Origin of the sequence: Saccharopolyspora sp. 7B (assembly GCF_020177435.1) — a bacterium.
Classification (GTDB): Bacteria; Actinomycetota; Actinomycetes; order Mycobacteriales; family Pseudonocardiaceae; genus Saccharopolyspora_C; species Saccharopolyspora_C gregorii.
Genome location: NZ_JAIUKC010000108.1, coordinates 17,337 through 35,872, shown reverse-complemented (window position 1 = coordinate 35,872; position 18,536 = coordinate 17,337). Strand labels below are relative to the sequence as shown.

The 18,536-nt window shown below is 75.2% G+C and carries 5 protein-coding genes; 3 read left to right on the top strand and 2 right to left on the bottom strand.

The genetic code is table 11. From position 1 onward, the window contains the following. Positions 1-183: 183 nt before the first annotated feature. On the bottom strand, positions 184-1,425 hold the full coding sequence (locus LCD33_RS17590; RefSeq protein WP_224978053.1) for a nucleotide disphospho-sugar-binding domain-containing protein: 1,242 nt from the start codon (positions 1,423-1,425) through the stop codon (positions 184-186). 249 nt (positions 1,426-1,674) lie between these two features. Between LCD33_RS17590 and LCD33_RS17585 the strand changes: the two genes are divergently transcribed. Together LCD33_RS17585 and LCD33_RS17580 are read left to right on the top strand one after the other, a co-directional pair. Then, entirely contained in the window at positions 1,675-2,700 is a 1,026-nt protein-coding gene (locus tag LCD33_RS17585; protein WP_308011292.1) for an ATP-binding cassette domain-containing protein, read from the top strand. After that, positions 2,697-3,515: an ABC transporter permease gene (locus LCD33_RS17580; protein WP_224962855.1), complete on the top strand. Its 819-nt coding sequence runs from the start codon at positions 2,697-2,699 to the stop codon at positions 3,513-3,515. Before LCD33_RS17585 ends, LCD33_RS17580 begins: the two co-directional genes overlap by 4 nt. Before the next feature lie 601 nt (positions 3,516-4,116). Here the strand turns inward: LCD33_RS17580 and LCD33_RS17575 are convergent. After that, positions 4,117-16,323, bottom strand: a complete 12,207-nt coding sequence (locus LCD33_RS17575) for a type I polyketide synthase (RefSeq protein ID WP_224978052.1) — start codon at positions 16,321-16,323, stop codon at positions 4,117-4,119. Here LCD33_RS17575 and LCD33_RS17570 point away from each other — a divergent pair. Then, positions 16,261-18,519 (top strand): hypothetical protein, encoded by a 2,259-nt coding sequence (locus LCD33_RS17570; protein ID WP_224978051.1) that lies wholly within the window; start codon positions 16,261-16,263, stop codon positions 18,517-18,519. The genes LCD33_RS17575 and LCD33_RS17570 overlap by 63 nt on opposite strands. Positions 18,520-18,536: the final 17 nt, after the last annotated feature.

Below are 18,536 nucleotides of genomic sequence, written 5' to 3'. Positions count from 1 at the left end.
AGGAACCCGCGCGGCGAGGCCGTGCCCTCTTCAGCGGCGACGCCGCTGAGCGGAGACCACGCACGCCCGCGGTTTCTCAGCGCTTTCCTCGCGAGGACGGCGTTGTCGCCTGTGGCGGAGCACTCGGTCCCGCAGCGAGGAAAGCGCTGAGGTTCCGCCACCCGACCCCGAAGGGGCGGAACCTCAGCCCCCCGCGACGAGATCCCGAAGTGCGAAGACCGCTTCGGCCGGGGCAGGTAGTTCGTTCGCCGAGGAGGCCACGTCCGCAGCCGATTCGGTGAACGCCGGTTCGGTGAGCAGGCGGTGCAGCGCTCCGCCGATGCCCTCGGCGTCGGCCTCCCAGTTCGGGATGTCCAGCCCCGCCCCGGAACCGGTGATCCGCCGGGCCATCAACGTCTGGTCGAACCCGCACGGCAGCGCCAGCTGCGGCACCCCCGCCACCACCGAGGTCATCGTCGCTCCCCCGCCGCCGTAGTGCACCACCGCGTCGCACCCGGGCAGCACCAGGCTCAGCGGCAGGTCGGTCCGCACGTGCACCGACTCCGGTAGCGGCCCGCACTCGCGCGCGTCCGCGGGCGAGGCCAGCAGCAGCACCTCACAACCCAGCCCGGTCGCGGCCGCCACCACCTGCGGCATCTTGTTCACCGTCGCGCCGAACGTGCGGGTCGCCGACCGGCCCCCCCCCCCCCCCCCCCGCGGCCGGCCGCCGCGCGGCGGCACGTCCAGGGGCGCCGAGCCGGGACCGTTGTACGGGACGTAGCGGGACGGGATGCGGGGTTCGGGCCCGTTCGGGCGGAGCTGCGCCGGGCACGGGTCCAGCACGTGGTCCACGTGGTGGAAACCCATCTCGCCGACGCCGTAGCGGGCGAAGGCGCCGCTGGTGTCCACCGGCACCGCGGGTTCCGGTGCACCGCCGCCGACGGGGCTGTAGTCGTCGCCGGTGCCGACCGGTCCCCACAGCTGCAGGACGTCGGGAACCCCGGTCACCTTCGCGACCAGCGGGCCCTCCACGCTCATCAGGTCGTGCACGACCAGGTCGGGGCGCCAGTCCCGGGCGTAGGAGACGGCGGCGTCGGTGCTGCGGGTGGCGTGCTCCAGCAGCACCGGCCGCAGCTCCTCGTGCCAGGCGCCGAAGTCGAAGGACGCCAGGTCCAGCGGTTCGCCCGTCCGCGGGTGCAGCGGCGGCGCCGGGTACGGCCAGTTCCCCCGGTGCGCGCCGAGCAGGTTGATCAGCCGCGCGCCGAGCAGCAGGTCGAGCCCGCGCAACACCGGGACCGGGGTCAGACCCGCCCGCGAGACCGGGTCCACTTCGGACTCCGCGCACAGCACCCGCACGTCGTGGCCCGCGGCGCGCAGCGCCCAGCCCAGCGGGACCAGCGGGAAGTAGTGCCCCGGCCAGGCGGACACCGCGAACAGCACTCGCATGCGCGTTTCCCTTTCGCTCGACGGGCGCCGCCAAGCTACGCCCCGGCCCGGTGGGCGAATCCCTAGAGATGGCGCGGAATCCGGCCCGCCGGAACCCGGGGCGCGGCCTGCTCTAGTCGTCGCACGAGTGTTTCGGTGCTAGCCGTTGGCCCGGTGTGGGCCGGTACCGCATGCTCGGCTCGCGGATCCTGGGGAGACGCGAGCACGTCCCCCGGGGCACACGACGAACCAGTTGCGGGGGAGCCACGCATGACCGTGCTGCCAACGGCACCCGGCGAGCGGCCCGACCGCGGTGCCGTCGGCGCCGGGACTCCGATGATCGAGGCGATCGGCGTCGGCAAGTCCTTCGGCGCGGTGCCCGCGCTGGATTCGGTGACCTTGAGCGTGCCGCGCGGCTCGGTCCTCGGCCTGCTCGGGCACAACGGCGCGGGCAAGACGACGCTGGTGAACGTGCTGACCGCGATGCTGCCCGCGACGTCCGGGGTGGCCAGGGTCGCCGGCTTCGACGTCGCCGAGCAGCCGCGGGAGGTGCGCAAGCGCATCGGCCTCACCGGCCAGTTCGCCTCGGTGGACGAGCAGATGAGCGGCCGGGACAACCTCGTGATGCTGGCCCGGCTGCTCGGCGCCGACGGAGGCCGTGCCCGCGCGCGGGCCGCGGAACTGCTGGAGGCCTTCGACCTCACCGACGCCGCGGGTCGGCGCGCGGGCACCTACTCCGGCGGGATGCGGCGGCGCCTGGACCTGGCGGCCTGCCTCGTCGGCAACCCCGAAGTGATCTTCCTGGACGAGCCGACGACCGGACTGGACCCGTCGAGCCGGATGGCGATGTGGGACATCGTGGAACGCCTCGTCGCGGAGGGCACCACGGTGCTGCTGACCACCCAGTACCTCGACGAGGCGGACCGGCTCGCCGACACCATCACCGTGCTCTCCGCCGGAACCGTCGTCGCCTCCGGGTCGGCCGCGGAGCTCAAGGCGCAGGTCGGCACGCGCACCGTCACCGTCGTGCTCGGCCCCGGTTCCGCCGCGGAGACCGGCTGCGCGGCGCTGCGGCGTGCCGGTTTCGCCCCGTCGGTCGCGCAGGACGGCACCGCCATCGTCACGCCGATCGAGGAGTCCCGGGAGACGGCCGCGGTGGTCCGGGTGCTCGACGAAGCCGGGATCGAGGCGGCCGAGCTGGCCTTCGGCGAACCGACCTTGGACGACGTGTACCTGGCGCTCGCCCGGCACGCGCGCGACGCGCCCCCCTCCCCGACCGCTGTGGAGCGAGCATGACCACCACGATCACCGGCTGCGCACCGCCCCGCTGGAACGGCAGTTCCGCGGTCACCCAGGTGGTGGTGCTGACCGGCCGTTCGCTGCGCGCGTTCCTCACCGATCCCGGGCTGGTGCTGGTCGGGCTGATCCAGCCGGTGATGACGCTGTTCGTGTTCACCCAGATCTTCGGGAACCTGCCGCTGGCCGGCGGGCTGCCGCCCGGCACCGAGTACCTGGACTTCCTGATGCCCGCGGTGCTGGTGAACCACGTGGTGCAGACGTCCTCGCAGACCGGGGTCGGGCTGGTGGAGGACCTGCGCAACGGCATCGTGGCGCGGCTGCGGTCGCTGCCGATCATGCCGAGTTCGCTGCTGCTGGCGCGCAGCACCTCCGACTTCGTGCGCACCGCGGTGCAGCTGGTGATGATCCTGGCGCTGGCCGTCGGGCTGCTCGGCTACGCGCCGCGCGGCGGGTTCGTCGGCATGGTGCTGTCCGCGCTGCTGACGCTGGCCGTGGGCAGCGCGTTGAGCTGGGCGTTCCTCGCGATGGGCGCCTGCATGCGGCGCACCGAGCCGATGCAGAACATCAGCGTGCTGGTGATGGTGCCGCTGATGTTCATCTCCAGCGCGTTCGTGCCGATCGAGCAGCTGCCGGACTGGCTGGAGGTCGTGGCGCGGTTGAACCCGCTCACCTACGCGGTGGACGCCTCCCGCGCGGTGGCGCTGGACCTGGCCGACGGCGGGCAGCTGGTGGTGCCGTCGCTGCTGATCAGCGTCCTGGTCACCCTCGCCAGCGCCGCCATCGCGGTCCGCGGCTTCCGCCGCCCGCTCTGATCCGGGGGCCGGCGATCCGGCCCGACCGGGATCCCGGTTCGACGAGTCTCGGCACCGCATTCCCCGGCACGACGCCGGATTCCCGGGCACGGCACCGGACGATGCTGCGTCATACCAGCGGACGGCCACCGCCGATCTCCGGCTCCGAGCGGAAACGTCGCCGTCACGCTTCCGAATGCTCGTAGATCCGCCCTATGCGAGGCCCCAAGACCCGCGCAGGCCAACCCTCGACTCCGCTCCGCCGGCACCCCTCGTGGCCACCAGAGCGCTCGACACCCGGCAGCTCTCCAGCAGCTCCCGCACCGAAGCGGCGTCCTCGCAGTGCGGCCACCGAGGCACGGGAGAACAACCCCGCAGCGAAGCAACCGGGCCACCCGACAGCGGACCTCCCACCCCGATCTCGTCGTCTTCCTGTCAGCGGCGAAGCCGCTGAGCCGCCGACCACCCGATCAACAGGACCACCAGCGGGTTCTCAGCGTTCTCCTCGCGAGGACAGCGTTTTCTCCTGTGGCGGAGCCACCGGTGAAAACGATCCCGCAGCGAGGAGGGCGCTGAGGTTCCGCCACCCGCCCCCAACGCAGAACGAGTTCGACAGACCCCCTCAAGACAGCTCGTCGTCGAGCATGTGGAAGATGTCCTCGTCGCTGGCCTCGTCGAAGCTGAACTCCTCGGAGGTCTCCCCACCGCGCAGCGCACTCCACTTGCTGCGCAGCACGTCGAGCCGTCCGGTGACCTGCTCGTGCAGCTCCTCGTCCACGTCGAGCCCGTCGAAGGCCCGGTGCAGCCGGTCCAGTTCGGCCAGCAGCGCCGCCGCCCCACCGCGTTCCGGGGCGAGTTCGCCGAGCAGGTGCTCGACGAGCTGCGCCGGGGTCGGGTGGTCGAACAGCAGGGTGGCGGGCAGCCGCAGTCCGGTCACCGCGCCCATCCGGTTGCGGTACTCGACGGCGGTGAGCGAGTCGAAGCCGAGGCCCTTGAACTCGTCGTGCGGTTCGATGCCCGCCGCGTCGGCGTGCCCGAGGACCTGGGCGGCGTGGGTGCGCACCAGTTCCAGCAGGGTGTCGCGGCGCTGCGGTCCGGTCTGGGCGGCGAGCGCCGCGGCCAGGTCCTCGCCGGTGCTCGCGGTCCGCCGCGCCGGGGTGCGCAGCAGGCCGCGCAGCAACGGCGCCGGGTCGTCCTGGGCGCGCAGCGCGGCCAGGTCGAGCCGCACCGGCGCGGGCACCGGGTCGTCCGCGGCGAGCGCCGCGTCGAACAGGGCGAGGCCGAGTTCTTCGCCCAGCGGCGGGGTTCCGACGCGGGCCAGCCGCGCGGTGTCCCGCTCGTCGAGCGCCCCGGCCATGCCGTTCTCCCACGCGCCCCACGCCATCGAGACGGCGGGCAGGCCCCGTTCCCGGCGGTACCGGGCCAGCGCGTCGAGGTAGGAGTTCGCGGCCGCGTAGTTGCCCTGACCGGCGGTGCCGACCATCCCGGCCACCGAGGAGAACAGGGCGAACGCGATGAGCTCGTGGTCGCGGGTGGCCTCGTGCAGGTGCCAGGCGGCGTCGACCTTCGGCCGCAGCACCGCGTCCAGCCGGTCCGGGGTGAGCGAGTCGAGCGTCCCGTCGTCGAGCACGCCCGCCGCGTGCAGCACCGCGCGCAGCGGCCGGTCCGCCGGGATCCCGGCGAGCAGCGCGTCCACGGCGGCCCGGTCCGCGAGGTCGCAGGCGGCGAGTTCGGCGTGCGCGCCGAGTTCGGCCAGTTCGGCGACCAGCTCGGCGGCCCCCTCGGCGTCGGGTCCGCGCCTGCTCGCCAGCAGCAGGTGCCGCACCCCTCGACCGGCGAGGTGCCGGGCCAGCACGCGGCCGAGTCCGCCGGTGCCGCCCGTGATGAGCACGGTGCCGGTCGCGTCCCAGCCGACCGGCTCGGCCGGTTCGGCCCGCACCAGCCGCGGCACGCGCGGTGCACCGTCCACGAGGGACACGTGCGGTTCGCCGACGGCCAGCGCCCGCAGCACCGCGTCCGCGGTGACCGTTCCGGTGCCGAGGTCGAGCAGCGCGAACCGGCCGGGGTGTTCGGTGGCGGCGGTGCGCACCAGCCCGGCCGCGGCGGCGGCCGCGAGGTCGGCTTCGCGGGTGACGAACACGAGCGTCCCGGCGCGCTCGGCGGCGAGGTGCTCCCGCACCAGGTCGAGGACCTGCCGGGTGCGGGCGTGCGCTGCGGCGGGCTCGTCGCCGCCGTCCAGCGAGCACAGCACCGTCCCGGCCGCGTCGCCGGGGCGCTCGTGGTTCTCGGCAGGCCGTCCGGCTGCGCGGAACAGCTCGGCCAGTCCGAACGGGTCGGGTCCGGCCAGCGCCGGGACCTCGGCGGGCGCACCGGTGGTGGCGGGTTCGGCCCAGTCGCGGCGGAACAGCGAGTCCCGGCCGATGCCTCGCCGCACCGGTGCGGCTTCCCGGGTGCGCAGCGCTTCGACGGTCGCGACGGGCGCCCCGGCCGGGTCGGTCAGGGCGAGGCGCAGCGCCTCCCCGTCGCGGGTCAGCCGCACCCGCAGCGCGCGGGCGCCGGTGGCGTGCGCGGTGACGCCGCGCCATTCGAAGGGGAGCTCGCCGTCGCCGGAGCCGGTGCGGATCGCCGCGTGCAGCGCCGCGTCCAGCAGCGCCGGGTGCAGGCCGTAGCCCGCGACGTCCACCTCGGCGGGCAGGGCGACCTCGGCGAACACCGCGTCCGCGTCGCGCCAGGCCGCGCGCAGCCCCCGGAACACCGGTCCGTAGTCGAAGCCGAGGTCGGCGAACCGCTGGTAGCAGTCGGCCACGTCGAGCGGTTCCGCCCCGGGCGGCGGCCAGGCACCGAGCTCGGCCGGTTCGCCGGTGGCCGGGGCGAGCGAGCCGGTCGCGTGCAGCCGCCATTCCGGCTCGCCGTCCTCGCGGGCGTGCACGGTGAGCGCGCGGTGGCCGTCCGCGTCCGGGGTGGCGGCCGCGACCTGCACCTGCACACCGCCGCGCGCGGGCAGCACCAGCGGTGCGGTGAGGGTGAGCTCCTCGACGCGGTCGCAGCCGGTCTCCTCCCCCGCGCGCAGCGCCAGCTCCAGCAGCGCGGTGCCGGGCACCAGCGCGGTGCCGCCGACGACGTGCTCGGCCAGCCACGGGTGGGTGCGGCGGGACAGCGTGCCGGTGAACAGCGCGGTCCCCGCCTCGGCGAGCTCCACGGCGGCCCCGAGCAGCGGGTGCCCGGCGGCGCGGAGTCCGGCGGCGGCGACGTCCCCGGCCGGTGCGGGCGGGGTGTCCGGCCAGAACTCCTGGTGCTGGAACGGGTAGGTGGGCAGGTCGACGCGCCGCGCCCCGGGCAGCACCGCCCGCCAGTCCGGTTCGGTGCCGTGCATCCGCAGCCGGGCGAGCGCGGTCAGCACCGCCGGTTCCTCGGGGTGCCCGGCGCGCAGCGCGGGGATCAGCACCGCGTGTTCGGGGGCGGTGTCCCGGGCGAGGGCGGTGAGCACCGCGTCCGGCCCGAGTTCGAGGAACGCGGTGGCGCCCCGGTCGGCCAGGTCCTGGACGGCGTCGGCGAATCGGACGGGCGCGCGCAGGTGCCGCACCCAGTGCTCGGCACCGAAGTCCCCGGGATCCCCGCTGGTGGAGGTGATCGGGAGCTGGGGGCTGCGGTAGGTCAGCCCTGCCGCGACCGCGCGGAACTCGTCGAGCACCGGGTCCATCAGCGGCGAGTGGAAGGCGTGCGACACCCGCAGCTCGGTGGTGGTGCGGCCGAGCCGCCGGAAGTGCGCGGCGACCTCGGTGACGGCGTCGGCGGTGCCGGAGAGCACCACCGATCCGGGGCCGTTGACGGCGGCGACGCCCAGTTCGCGCTCGCGGCCCGCCAGCAGCGGCAGCACCTCGTCCTCGGCGGCCTGCACGGCGGTCATCGCGCCGCCGGCGGGCAGCGCCTGCATCAGGCCACCGCGGGCGGCGACCAGCGCGGCCGCGTCCGGCAGGTCGAGCACGCCGGCGACGTGCGCCGCGGTGATCTCCCCGATGGAGTGCCCCGCGAGGTGGTCCGGGCGCACGCCCCAGGATTCCAGCAGCCGGAACAGCGCCACTTCCACGGCGAACAGCGCGGGCTGCGCGAACTCGGTGCGGTGCAGCAGGTCCGCGTCCTCACCCCACAGCACCTCCCGCAGCGGGCGCGGCAGGTGCGGGTCGAGTTCCGCGCACACCGCGTCGAGCGCGTCCGCGAACACCGGGAACCGGGCGTGCAGCTCCCGGCCGGTGCCGAGGCGTTGCGCGCCCTGGCCGGTGAACAGCACGGCGAGCCCGCCGCGACCGGCGCGTCCCTCGACGGTGGCGGCGTCGGGCGTCCCGGCCGCGAGGGCGCGCAGAGACCGGGCCGCCGACGGACCGTCCGCGGCCAGCACCGCGGCCAGCCGGTCGAACCGGGACCGGCCGGTGGCCAGCGAGAACGCCAGGTCCGCCGGTTCGGCGGCGGCGTCGTCGAGGTGGTCGGCGAGGCGGCCGGCTTGGGTGCGCAGCGCCTCCGGGGTCTTCGCGGACAGCACCAGCGGCACCGGGCCGGCCGGGAGGTCACGCTCCGGCGGCGGCGCGGTGGCGGGCTGTTCGAGGATGGTGTGCACGTTGGTGCCGCTGATGCCGAACGAGGAGATCGCGGCGCGGCGCGGCCGCCCGGTCTCCGGCCAGTCGGCGGGTTCGGTGAGCAGCCGGACGGATCCGGCCGTCCAGTCCACTTCGGACGACGGGCTGGTCGCGTGCAAGGTGCGCGGGAGGGTGCCGTGCCGCATGGCTTGCACCATCTTGATCACGCCCGCGACACCGGCGGCGGCCTGGGTGTGCCCGAGGTTGGACTTGACGGATCCCAGCCACAGCGGGATCTCCCGGTCCTGCCCGTAGGTCGCCAGCAGCGCCTGCGCCTCGATCGGATCACCCAGCCGGGTTCCGGTGCCGTGCGCCTCCACCACGTCCACGTCCGAAGTGGACAGACCGGCGCTGGTCAGCGCCTGCCGGATCACCCGCTGCTGCGACGGCCCGTTCGGCGCGGTGAGCCCGTTCGACGCCCCGTCCTGGTTCACCGCGCTCCCGCGCAGCACCGCGAGGACCTGGTGCCCGTGCCGCTCGGCGTCGGACTGCCGCTCCAGCACCAGCATCCCGACGCCCTCAGCCCAGCCGACCCCGTCCGCGTCCTCGGAGAACGCCTTGCACCGGCCGTCCGCGGACAGTCCGCGCTGCCGGGAGAACTCGACGAACGCCGCCGGGGTGGACATCACCGTCACGCCACCCGCCAGCGCCAGCGAGCACTCCCCCGACCGCAGCGCCTGCGCCGCCCAGTGCATCGCCACCAGCGAGGACGAGCAGGCCGTGTCCACCGTGACCGCCGGGCCCTCCAACCCGAAGGTGTAGGCGACCCGACCGGAGGCGATGCTGCCCGCGCTGCCGTGCCCCTGGTAGCCCTCGTGCTCCGCACCGGTCAAGGTGTCGCTGTAGTCGTTGTACATCACCCCGGCGAACACCCCGGTATCGCTGCCGCGCAACGAGACCGGGTCGATGCCGGTGCGCTCCAGAGCCTCCCAGGAGGTCTCCAGCAGCAGCCGCTGCTGCGGGTCCGTGGTGAGCGCCTCGCGCGGGCTCATGCCGAAGAAGGCCGGGTCGAACTCGGCGGCGTCGTGCAGGAAGCCGCCGCGCCGCGTCGAGGACGTGCCCGCGGCATCCGGGTCCGGGTCGTGGAGGGCGTCCAGGTCCCAGCCGCGGTTCTCCGGGAAGCCGGAGGTCGCGTCACCGCCCTCGGACACCAGCCGCCACAGGTCCTCCGGCGAGGACACCCCGCCCGGATAGCGGCAGGCCATGCCGACGATGACGATCGGATCGCCGTCGACCGCGCGGGCCCGCACCTCGGCAGGCGCGGTCTCCTCCTCCCCGAGGAGTTCGGCGAGCAGCCTGGTGGTCAGCGCGGTCGCCGTCGGGTGGTCGAACACCAGCGTCGCGGGCAGCCGCAGCCCGGTGTCGGCGGCGAGCCGGTTGCGCAGCTCCACCGCGGTCAGCGAGTCGAACCCGAGGTCCTGGAACGCCAGTCGCGGGTCCACCTCCCCGGCGGTGGCGTGCCCGAGCACCGCGGCGATCTGGCCGCGCACCAGCTCCAGCACCTGCCGGTGGCGCTCCTCCGGGGCGAGCCCGGCGAGCCGCTGCACCAGGGTCGCCGACCCGGCGGCCACCGCACGCCGCGCGGGCGCGCGGACCAGGCCGCGCAGCAGCCCCGGCAGTTCCTCCCCGCCGCGCAGCGCGGCGAAGTCGAACCGCACCGGGAATGCGACCGCCTCGTCACCGCCGGTCGCCGCGTCGAACAGGGCCAGCCCCCGTTCCTGCGACAGCGGCGGGATACCGGAGCGCTCCAGGCGCCGCCGGTCCACTTCGGACAGCGTTCCCGCCATGCCGCCGGACTCGACCCACGGGCCCCAGGCCAGGGACACCGCGGGCAGCCCGGCCGCGCGGCGGTGCGCGGCCAGCGCGTCCAGGAAGGCGTTTGCCGTCGCGTAGTTCGCCTGCCCGGCCGAGCCGAAGGTGCCCGCCAGCGAGGAGAACAGCACGAACTCGGCGACATCCCCGCACAGCTCGTGCAGGTGCCAGGCGGCGTCCACCTTCGGCCGCAGCACCGCGTCGAACCGCTCCGGGGTGAGCGAGTCCAGCACCCCGTCGTCGAGCACCCCGGCCGCGTGCACCACCGCGCCCACCGGATGCCGGTCGAGCAGCGCGGCCAGCGCGTCCCGGTCGGCGACGTCGCAGGACTCCACCTGAACATCCACTTCGGACAGTTCGGCGCGGAGCTCCTCGGCGCGGCCGGTGCGGCTGACCAGCAGCAGCTCCCGCACCCCGTGCTCGGCCACCAGGTGCCGCGCCACCGCGGCGCCGAGGCCACCGGTGCCGCCGGTGATGAGCACCCGGCCGCAGGACGCCCAGGACGTGCCCGGTCCGGCCGTGCCGGTGGCGAGCCGTCCGACGTGCGGGACTCCCGCGCGCAGCACGCGCGGTTCGGGCGACCACTCGGCCGCCGCCCGCAGCGAGGCCGGGTCGTCGTCGAGGTCGAGCAGCCCGACCGCCGCGCCCGGGTCCTCCGCCTGCGTCGCGCGGACCAGGCCGTGCACCGCGGCGGCGGCGAGATCGCGCACGTCCTCGGCGCCGTCGCGGGCCACCGCGCCCCGGGTCACGAACACCACCCGGGAGTCGCGCAGGGCGGGCTCCCGCAGCAGCTCCAGCACCCGGGCGGCGAGCTCGCGCACCGATCGCGGGACGTCCGCGCCACCGGTGAGCGGGACCAGCACCAGGGCGGATTCTCCTGGTACGCCCAGTGATTCGGGCACGTCGGCGGGTTCGGGCACGTGCCGCGCGGCCACGCCCGCGGCGCGCAGCTCGGCGGCGAAGTCCGCGGAGCCCAGCACCACCACCGACGGCTCAGCGGCACCGGGCTCGGCCTCGGTCCACCGCAGCCGGTACAGCCCGTCCTGCGCGGCCGCCCCCCCCCCCGCGCCCGCGCGCAGCACCAGCGATTCCACCGACACCACCGGTGCCCCGGCCGGGTCGACGGCGGCGATCGACACCTCGTCGGGGCCGGTGCGGGCGATCCGCACCCGCAGCGCCCGCGCGCCGGTGGCGTGCAGCGCCATGCCCCGCCAGGTGAACGGCAGCGCCCCGGCCGGCAGCTCGCCGAGCAGCGCCGCCGCCTGCACGGCCGCGTCCAGCAGCGCCGGGTGCAGGCCGAACCCGGCGACGCCGGTCTCCGCGGGCAGCTCCACCTCGGCGAGCACCGCGTCCTCGTCGCGCCAGGCGGCGCGCAGGCCGCGGAACACCGGACCGTAGTCGAAACCGGCCGCGGCGAGTCCGTCGTGGAACCCGTCCAGCTCGATCGCCGTGCCCACGCCGGTCGGCGGCTCGACGCGGGCGCCGCCGCCGGTGAGCACGCCGGTGGCGTGCCGGGTCCAGTCGCGGTCCGCGCCGTCGTCCGGGCGGGAGTACACCTCCACGCCGCGGCGCCCGTCCTCGTCGGCGCCGACCCACACCTGCACCCGGACCGCCGCCCGCTCCGGCAGCACCAGCGGCGCGAGCAGCGTCAGCTCGTCCACCCGGTCGCAGCCTGCCTCGTCCCCGGCGCGCAGCGCCAACTCCGCGAACGCGGTGCCCGGCACCAGCACCGCACCGCGCACCACGTGCTCGGCCAGCCACGGGTGGCTGCCGGTGGAAAGCCTGCTGGTGAACAGGAACCCGTCCTCGTCGGCGCGTTCCACGGCAGCGCCGAGCAGCGGGTGCCCGGCCGAGCTGAGCCCGGCGGCGCGCACGTCACCGCCCCCGGCGGCCGGTTCCGGCCAGTACCGGCGGTGCTGGAACGCGTAGGTCGGCAGCTCCACCTGCCGCGCGCCGGGCAGCAGCGCCGCCCAGTCCGGTTCCACCCCGCGCACGTGCAGCTCGGCGAGCGCCGCGCGCACCGCGTCGGTCTCGGCGCGGTCCTTGCGCACCAGCGGGACGGCGACGGCGGTCGCGTCCAACGAGTGCTGCGCGAGCACGGCCAACGACCCGTCCGGGCCGATGTCCAGCAGCGTCGTCGCGCCCAGCGTCACCAGTTCCCGCACCGCGTCGGCGAAGCGCACCGCCTCGCGGACGTGCCGCACCCAGTGCTCGGGGTCGCGCACCTCGTCCCGCCGCCCGGTCAGCGCGGACACGACGGGGATGGTCGCCGGATGGTAGGTGAGCCCCGCCGCCACGGCTCGGAAATCGGCGAGCACCGGGTCCATCAGCGGCGAGTGGAAGGCGTGCGAGACGCGCAGCCGCGTCGAACCGGGGAACCGCTGCTCGACCTCGGCTACGGCGCTGTCGGCACCGGAGACCACGACCGCTCCGGGACCGTTGACGGCGGCGATCCCGATGTCCGCGCGCCCCTCGACGAGCGGGGCCACCTCGGCTTCGGCGGCCCGCAGCGCGCTCATCGCACCGCCCGCGGGCAGTGCCTGCATCAGCCGGCCGCGGGCGGCGACGAGCCGGGCCGCGTCGGGCAGCGAGAGCACGCCCGCGGCGTGCGCGGCGGTGATCTCGCCGAGGGAGTGCCCGGCGACGTGGTCCGGGCGCACGCCCCAGGACTCGACGAGCCGGAACAGGGCCACCTCGACGGCGAACAGCGCGGGCTGGGCGAACTCGGTGCGGTTCAGCAGGTCCGCGTCCTCGCCCCACATCACCTCCCGCAACGGGCGGGACAGCCGCGGATCCAGCTCCGCGCACACCGCGTCGAGCGCGTCCGCGAACACCGGGAACCGCGCGTGCAGCTCACGGCCCATCCCGAGCCGCTGCGCACCCTGCCCGGCGAACAGGAAGGCGAGCCCGCCGTCGGCGACCCGGCCCCGCACCACCTCGGGCCCGCCTTCGGCGACGGCCCGCAGCGCCTCCAGGGTTCCGACGGGTTCGTCGGCGAACACCACGGCGCGGTGGTCGAACCCGGTGCGGGCGGTGGCCAGCGAGTAACCGACGTCGGCGGGATCGGCACCCGGGATCACGTCCAGGTGCTCGGCGAGCCGGGCGGCCTGCGCGCGCAGCGCCGGTTCGTCGCGCGCCGACAGCACCCACGGCACCGCACCGATCGCGGGCCGGGGCCGGTCGGCGGGCACCGGTTCCGGTTCGGCCTGCTCCAGGATGACGTGGGCGTTGGTACCGCTGATGCCGAACGAGGACACCCCGGCGCGGCGCGGCCGGTCGTGCTCGGGCCAGCGGCGCCGCTCGGTGAGCAGTTCCACCGCGCCGTCCTCCCAGTCCACGTGGGGGGACGGCTCGTCGGCGTGCAGGGTGGCGGGCAGGGCGCCGTGCCGGATCGCCTGCACCATCTTGATGACCCCGGCGACCCCGGCGGCGGCCTGGGCGTGGCCGAGGTTGGACTTGACGGATCCCAGCCACAGCGGGATCTGGCGGCCCTGACCGTAGGTGGCCAACAGCGCTTGGGCCTCGATCGGGTCGCCCAGCGAGGTACCGGTGCCGTGCGCCTCCACCGCGTCCACGTCCGAAGTGGACAGTCCGGCGCTGGCGAGCGCCTGCCGGATCACCCGCTGCTGCGACGGCCCGTTCGGCGCGGTCAGCCCGTTCGACGCCCCGTCCTGGTTCACCGCGCTGCCCCGCAGCACCGCCAGCACCCGGTGCCCGTTCCTGCGCGCGTCGGAGAGCCGCTCCAGCACCAGCACGCCCACGCCCTCCGACCAGCCGACGCCGTCGGCCGCGGCGGAGAACGAACGGCAGCGCCCGTCCGGGGACAGGCCGCGCTGCCGGGAGAACTCGACGAACGTGCTCGGCGTGGACATCACCGCGACGCCTCCGGCCAGCGCCAGCGAGCATTCCCCCGCCCGCAGCGCCTGCGCGGCCAGGTGCATCCCGACCAGCGAGGACGAGCAGGCGGTGTCCACCGTGACGGCGGGGCCCTCGAAGCCGAACGTGTAGGACACCCGGCCGGAGGCGACGCTGCCCGCGCTGCCGCTGCCCTGGTAGCCCTCGAACTCGGTGCCCGCCAGCAGCGTGCCGTAGTCGTTGTACATCACCCCGGCGAACACGCCGGTCCTGCTGCCGCGCAACGACGTCGGGTCGATGCCGGCACGTTCCACGGCCTCCCAGGACACCTCCAGCAGCAGCCGCTGCTGCGAGTCGGTGGCCAGCGCCTCCCGCGGGCTCATCCCGAAGAAGCCGGGGTCGAATTCGGCCGCGCGGTGCAGGAATCCGCCGCGGCGGGTGTAGGAGGTGCCGGGGTGGTCCGGGTCCGGGTGGTACAGCTCGTCCAGGTTCCAGCCGCGGTCGGCCGGGAAGTCGGAGGTCGCGTCACCGCCCTCGGACACCAGCCGCCACAGGTCCTCCGGCGAGGACACCCCGCCCGGGTAGCGGCAGGCCATGCCGACGATCACCACCGGGTCGTCCACGACCGGCGGCAGCACCTCCTCGGGGGTGGCGGCGGTGGTGGCTCCGAACAGCTCCTCGGCGACGAACCCGGCCAGCGCTTCGGCGTTCGGGTGGTCGAACACGGCGGTCGCGGGCAGCCGCAGCCCGGTGGCCGCGTTGATGCCGTTGCGCAGCTCCACTGCGGTCAGCGAGTCGAAGCCGAGTTCCTGGAAGGCGCGCCGCGGCTCCACGGCGGCCGCCCCGGAATGCCCGAGCACGGTGGCGACCTGGCCGCGCACCAGGTCGAGCAGCGCGGTGGCGGGGTCGGCCTCCGGCAGCGCGGCGAGCCGGTCGCCGAGCGCGCGGGCCACGCCGGTCCCGGCTCCGGCCCGGCGGGTGCGGGTGCGGATGAGGCCGCGCAGCACGCTCGGCACGTCGCCGCGGGCGCGCAGCGCGGGCAGGTCCAGCCGCGCCGGGAGCACCACCGGTTCACCGGCGCCCACCGCCAGGTCGAACAGGGCGAGCCCCTGCTCCACCGGCAGCGGCGGCATCCCGGAGCGGGCCATCCGCTCCCGGTCGGCGTCGCTGAGCCCGCCGGTCATGCCGTCCGCCGCCCACGGACCCCAGGCCAGCGAGGTCGCGGGCAGCCCGGCGGCGCGGCGGTGCTGGGCGAGCGCGTCGAGGAAGGCGTTCGCCGCCGCGTAGTTGCCCTGCGCGGGCGAGCCGAAGGTGCCCGCCAGCGAGGAGAACAGCACGAACGCGTCGAGGTCGTGGGTGAGCTCGTGCAGGTGCCAGGCGGCGTCCACCTTCGGCCGCAGCACCGCCGCCAGCCGTTCCGGGTCCAGCGCGTCCACCACGCCGTCGTCGAGGACGCCCGCGGTGTGCACCACGGCGCCCACCTCGTGCCGGTCCAGCAGCCGCGCCACCTGCTCGCGGTCGGCGACGTCGCAGGCGGCGACCTGCACGTCGGCGTCCATCGCGGTGAGTTCGGCGACCAGCGGCACCACGCCGTCGGCCTCCCCGCCGCTCCTGCTGACCAGCAGCAGCCTGCGCACCCCGCGGTCGCGCACCAGGTGCCTGGCGACGGCGGCACCGAGCCCGCCGGTGCCGCCGGTGATGAGCACCGGCCGGTCCGGGTTCCAGCCGGGGGCGGTCCCGGTGGGGGCGCTCAGCCGCGCGAGGCGGGCGGCGGCGAGCACTCCGCAGCGGATCCGCAGCTGCGGTTCAGCGGCGGCGACGGCCCGGGCGAGCAGGTCCGGGTCGGGGGTCGCCGAGTCGAGGTCGAGCAGCCCGAACCGGCCGGGGTGCTCGCGTTCGGCGGTCCGCACCAGGCCCCACACCGCGGCGGCGGCCGGATCGCCGCCGGTGGTGGCGTCCCGGGTGACGAACACCAGCCGGGCCGGGTCGTCGGCGGCGAGGTGCTGCTGCACGGTGTCGAGCACGTCCCGGGCCAGCTCGTGCGCGGCCTCGGGCCCGGTCCCGGCGGGTTGCACGGGCAGCAGCACCACGTCCTGCCCGGCGGGGACGGCGGCGGCGCGCAGCGCTTCACCGACGCCGAAGTGGTCGGCCCCGGCGGCGGTGGCGCTCACCCCGCCCGCGCTCGCGCGGATCGGGGTCCACTCCAGCCGGAACAGCGCGTCGCGCCCGGCGGCGTCGACGGCGTCCTCGGGTTCGCGCAACGTCAGCGCGGCGATCGAGGCGACGGGGGCGCCGGTCTCGTCGGCGACGGCCAGCGACACCACGTCCGGTTCGACCGGGGTGATCCGCACCCGCAGCGCGGTGGCGCCGGTCGCGTGCAGCGACACCCCGTCCCAGGTGAACGGCAGGCCGCGGCGCACCCCGTCGAGCTGCGCGATGGCGTGCAGGGCGGCGTCGGCGAGCGCGGGGTGCATCCCGTAGGTGGCGGCGTCGGCGAGCGCCGGTTCCGGCAACCGGACCTCGGCGCACACCTCGTCCCCGACCCGCCACGCCGCGGGGAGCCCGCGGGCGGGGGTTCGGGGTTCGACGCGGCCGCCACCCGCGTCGAACCGCTCGCCCTGCCCTGGTACCTGGCGTTGCCGTCGCTGGTGCTGTTCTACCTCCTGCCGCCCGTGATCCAGCGCGGTGTGGTGTTGCGCAGGCCCGCGCGGTGGTTCCTGCGCCAGCACTACCTCTCGCCGCGCGAATCGGCGGACTTCGCGAGCTTCGCGCAACGGCTGCTGACCACCCCGTCGGTGCACGAGAACGCCCTCCAGGTGCGCAAGTTCCTGGTGCACGCGCTGCTAGAAGACCTCGCCGACGCCTACGCGCGCCGGGTGTGGCGGTGGCGCTGGATGCGGCGCGACAACTACCCGGTGTTGCTCCTGCAGGGCGTCACACCAGGCACCACCGGAGAACTGCTGATCCGGCTGATCAACGACGTGCGCAACGAGACCGGCGCTTGGGACCCGCTGCTGGTCGTGGCCAGCGGGACCGAGGAACTGCCGCACGACGACCCACCGGCCGAACCGCTCACGGTGCAGGGCTGGCAGCACCGGCTGCAGGAGGCCAGGCGCAAGCGCTCCCCCACCGCCTGGTACCTGCCGATCCGGGTGGAGGACCCACCGACCGATGTGGAACCGCGCCCCGCGTTCCCGCGCGGCCAGTTCCCGATCCGGACCACCCGCGCCCGGATCCTCCGCTTCGTGCCCGTGGCGATCGCGGGTGTCGTGGTGCTCGGAGCCGGAACCTGGTACCTGCACGAGTGGAACGCGCACTGCCGCACCCTGCTGCCGTGGACGGAGCCCGGCCTCAGCCGGATCGACCCGGACGGATTCGGCGGCGCGCGGGGGGAGTGCGTGGGCGTGTCGGCCGGATACATGTTCTCCCCGCCGGAGAACGCGGACGACAAGACCCGCGAGGAACTGCTCGGATTGCAGGACCGGGTCCGCGAACTCAACGCCGCGGCCGAGGAACGGCACCGCAACGAGCCCGAGCTCCCCTACCCGACCATCGTCTACTTCAGCGTCCTGACCACCTCGAATTCCGATTCGACGACGCTGGCGGCAGCGTTGGAGGAACTGCGCGGAGTCGTCGACGCCCAGAACCGGTCGCGCCTGGCCCGGCTCCCGATGCGGGTCGTCATCGCCAACGGTGGCGAGGAGATGCGCCACGGCCCCGAGGTCGCGGAGCGGATCGGAGAGCTCGCCCGCGCCGCCGAAGCGGAGAACATCGCCGCGCGGGGCGAATCGACCCGGTCCGGGACGGCCCGGGAGGCGACGTCACCCGTCGTCGGCGTCGTCGGTCTCGGCGGCAGCCGGCAGACCACCAAGGAAGCGATCTCCGTGCTCGGCAGGCACGGGCTGCCGAGCATCGGGATCACCACCTCCGAGGACCACATGTGGAAGTCGAGCAAGCTCTACTTCCAGATCGCGCCACCGAACCGCGACCAGGCCCGGGTCGTCGGTGAATACCTCCAGCACCACGTCGAGGCACGTCCGCGCCGGGTGATCATCTTCAAGGATCCCGGCGACGACTACAGCGTGAACCTCGCCGAGGACCTGCACCACGAGCTCACCGCGAACCGCGGCATCGCCGCCGACACGACCGACGATCTGGCGGAACTGGAATTCGCGTGCGGACGGGACTCGGTGGTGTTCTTCGCGGGCCGCTCCGAACAGCTCAACGAACTGCTGACCCGGGACAGGTGCGACCCCGGCAACCCCGCGCGGCTGATCGCGGGCGACGACGTCACCAAGTACGTGCTCAACCGGCGGGTGTCCAACCCCGATGCTCCCCGCCCGCAGCTCGACTACGTGTCGTTCAACAAGCTCCCGCACGCGGAACGCGCGGACGACGACGCAGACCAGGGACGTTCCGCGCTGGCCCGGGACGCGATAGACCTCCTGAGCACCGCCATCAACCAGTTCAAGGACGATCCGCTGCCGCTGACCGGGATCACCACGTGGAACGAGCTGTCGCACATCGGGGGCATGTCGCGCGCGACCACCGGCGCGATCGTGTACGACCCCACCGGGTCCGATCCGTCGAAGCGCCAGGTGCCGGTGAACAAGGCGATCACGATCGAGCACATCGACTCCGCCGGGCGGAGCAGGACGCTGCTGGTGTGCGGTGACCACCAGGCCAACGACAACAGGCCCGCCGGGTGCACCTGGCTCGGCGGCTGAGGTCCGTGCCACCCGGT

What these genes read in the sequence shown, in the direction of transcription:
- LCD33_RS17590 (WP_224978053.1), bottom strand. Translation starts at nt 1,425, where the DNA reads ATGCGAGTGCTGTTCGCGGTGTCCGCCTGGCCGGGGCACTACTTCCCG.
- LCD33_RS17585 (WP_308011292.1), top strand. Translation starts at nt 1,675, where the DNA reads ATGACCGTGCTGCCAACGGCACCCGGCGAGCGGCCCGACCGCGGTGCC.
- LCD33_RS17580 (WP_224962855.1), top strand. Translation starts at nt 2,697, where the DNA reads ATGACCACCACGATCACCGGCTGCGCACCGCCCCGCTGGAACGGCAGT.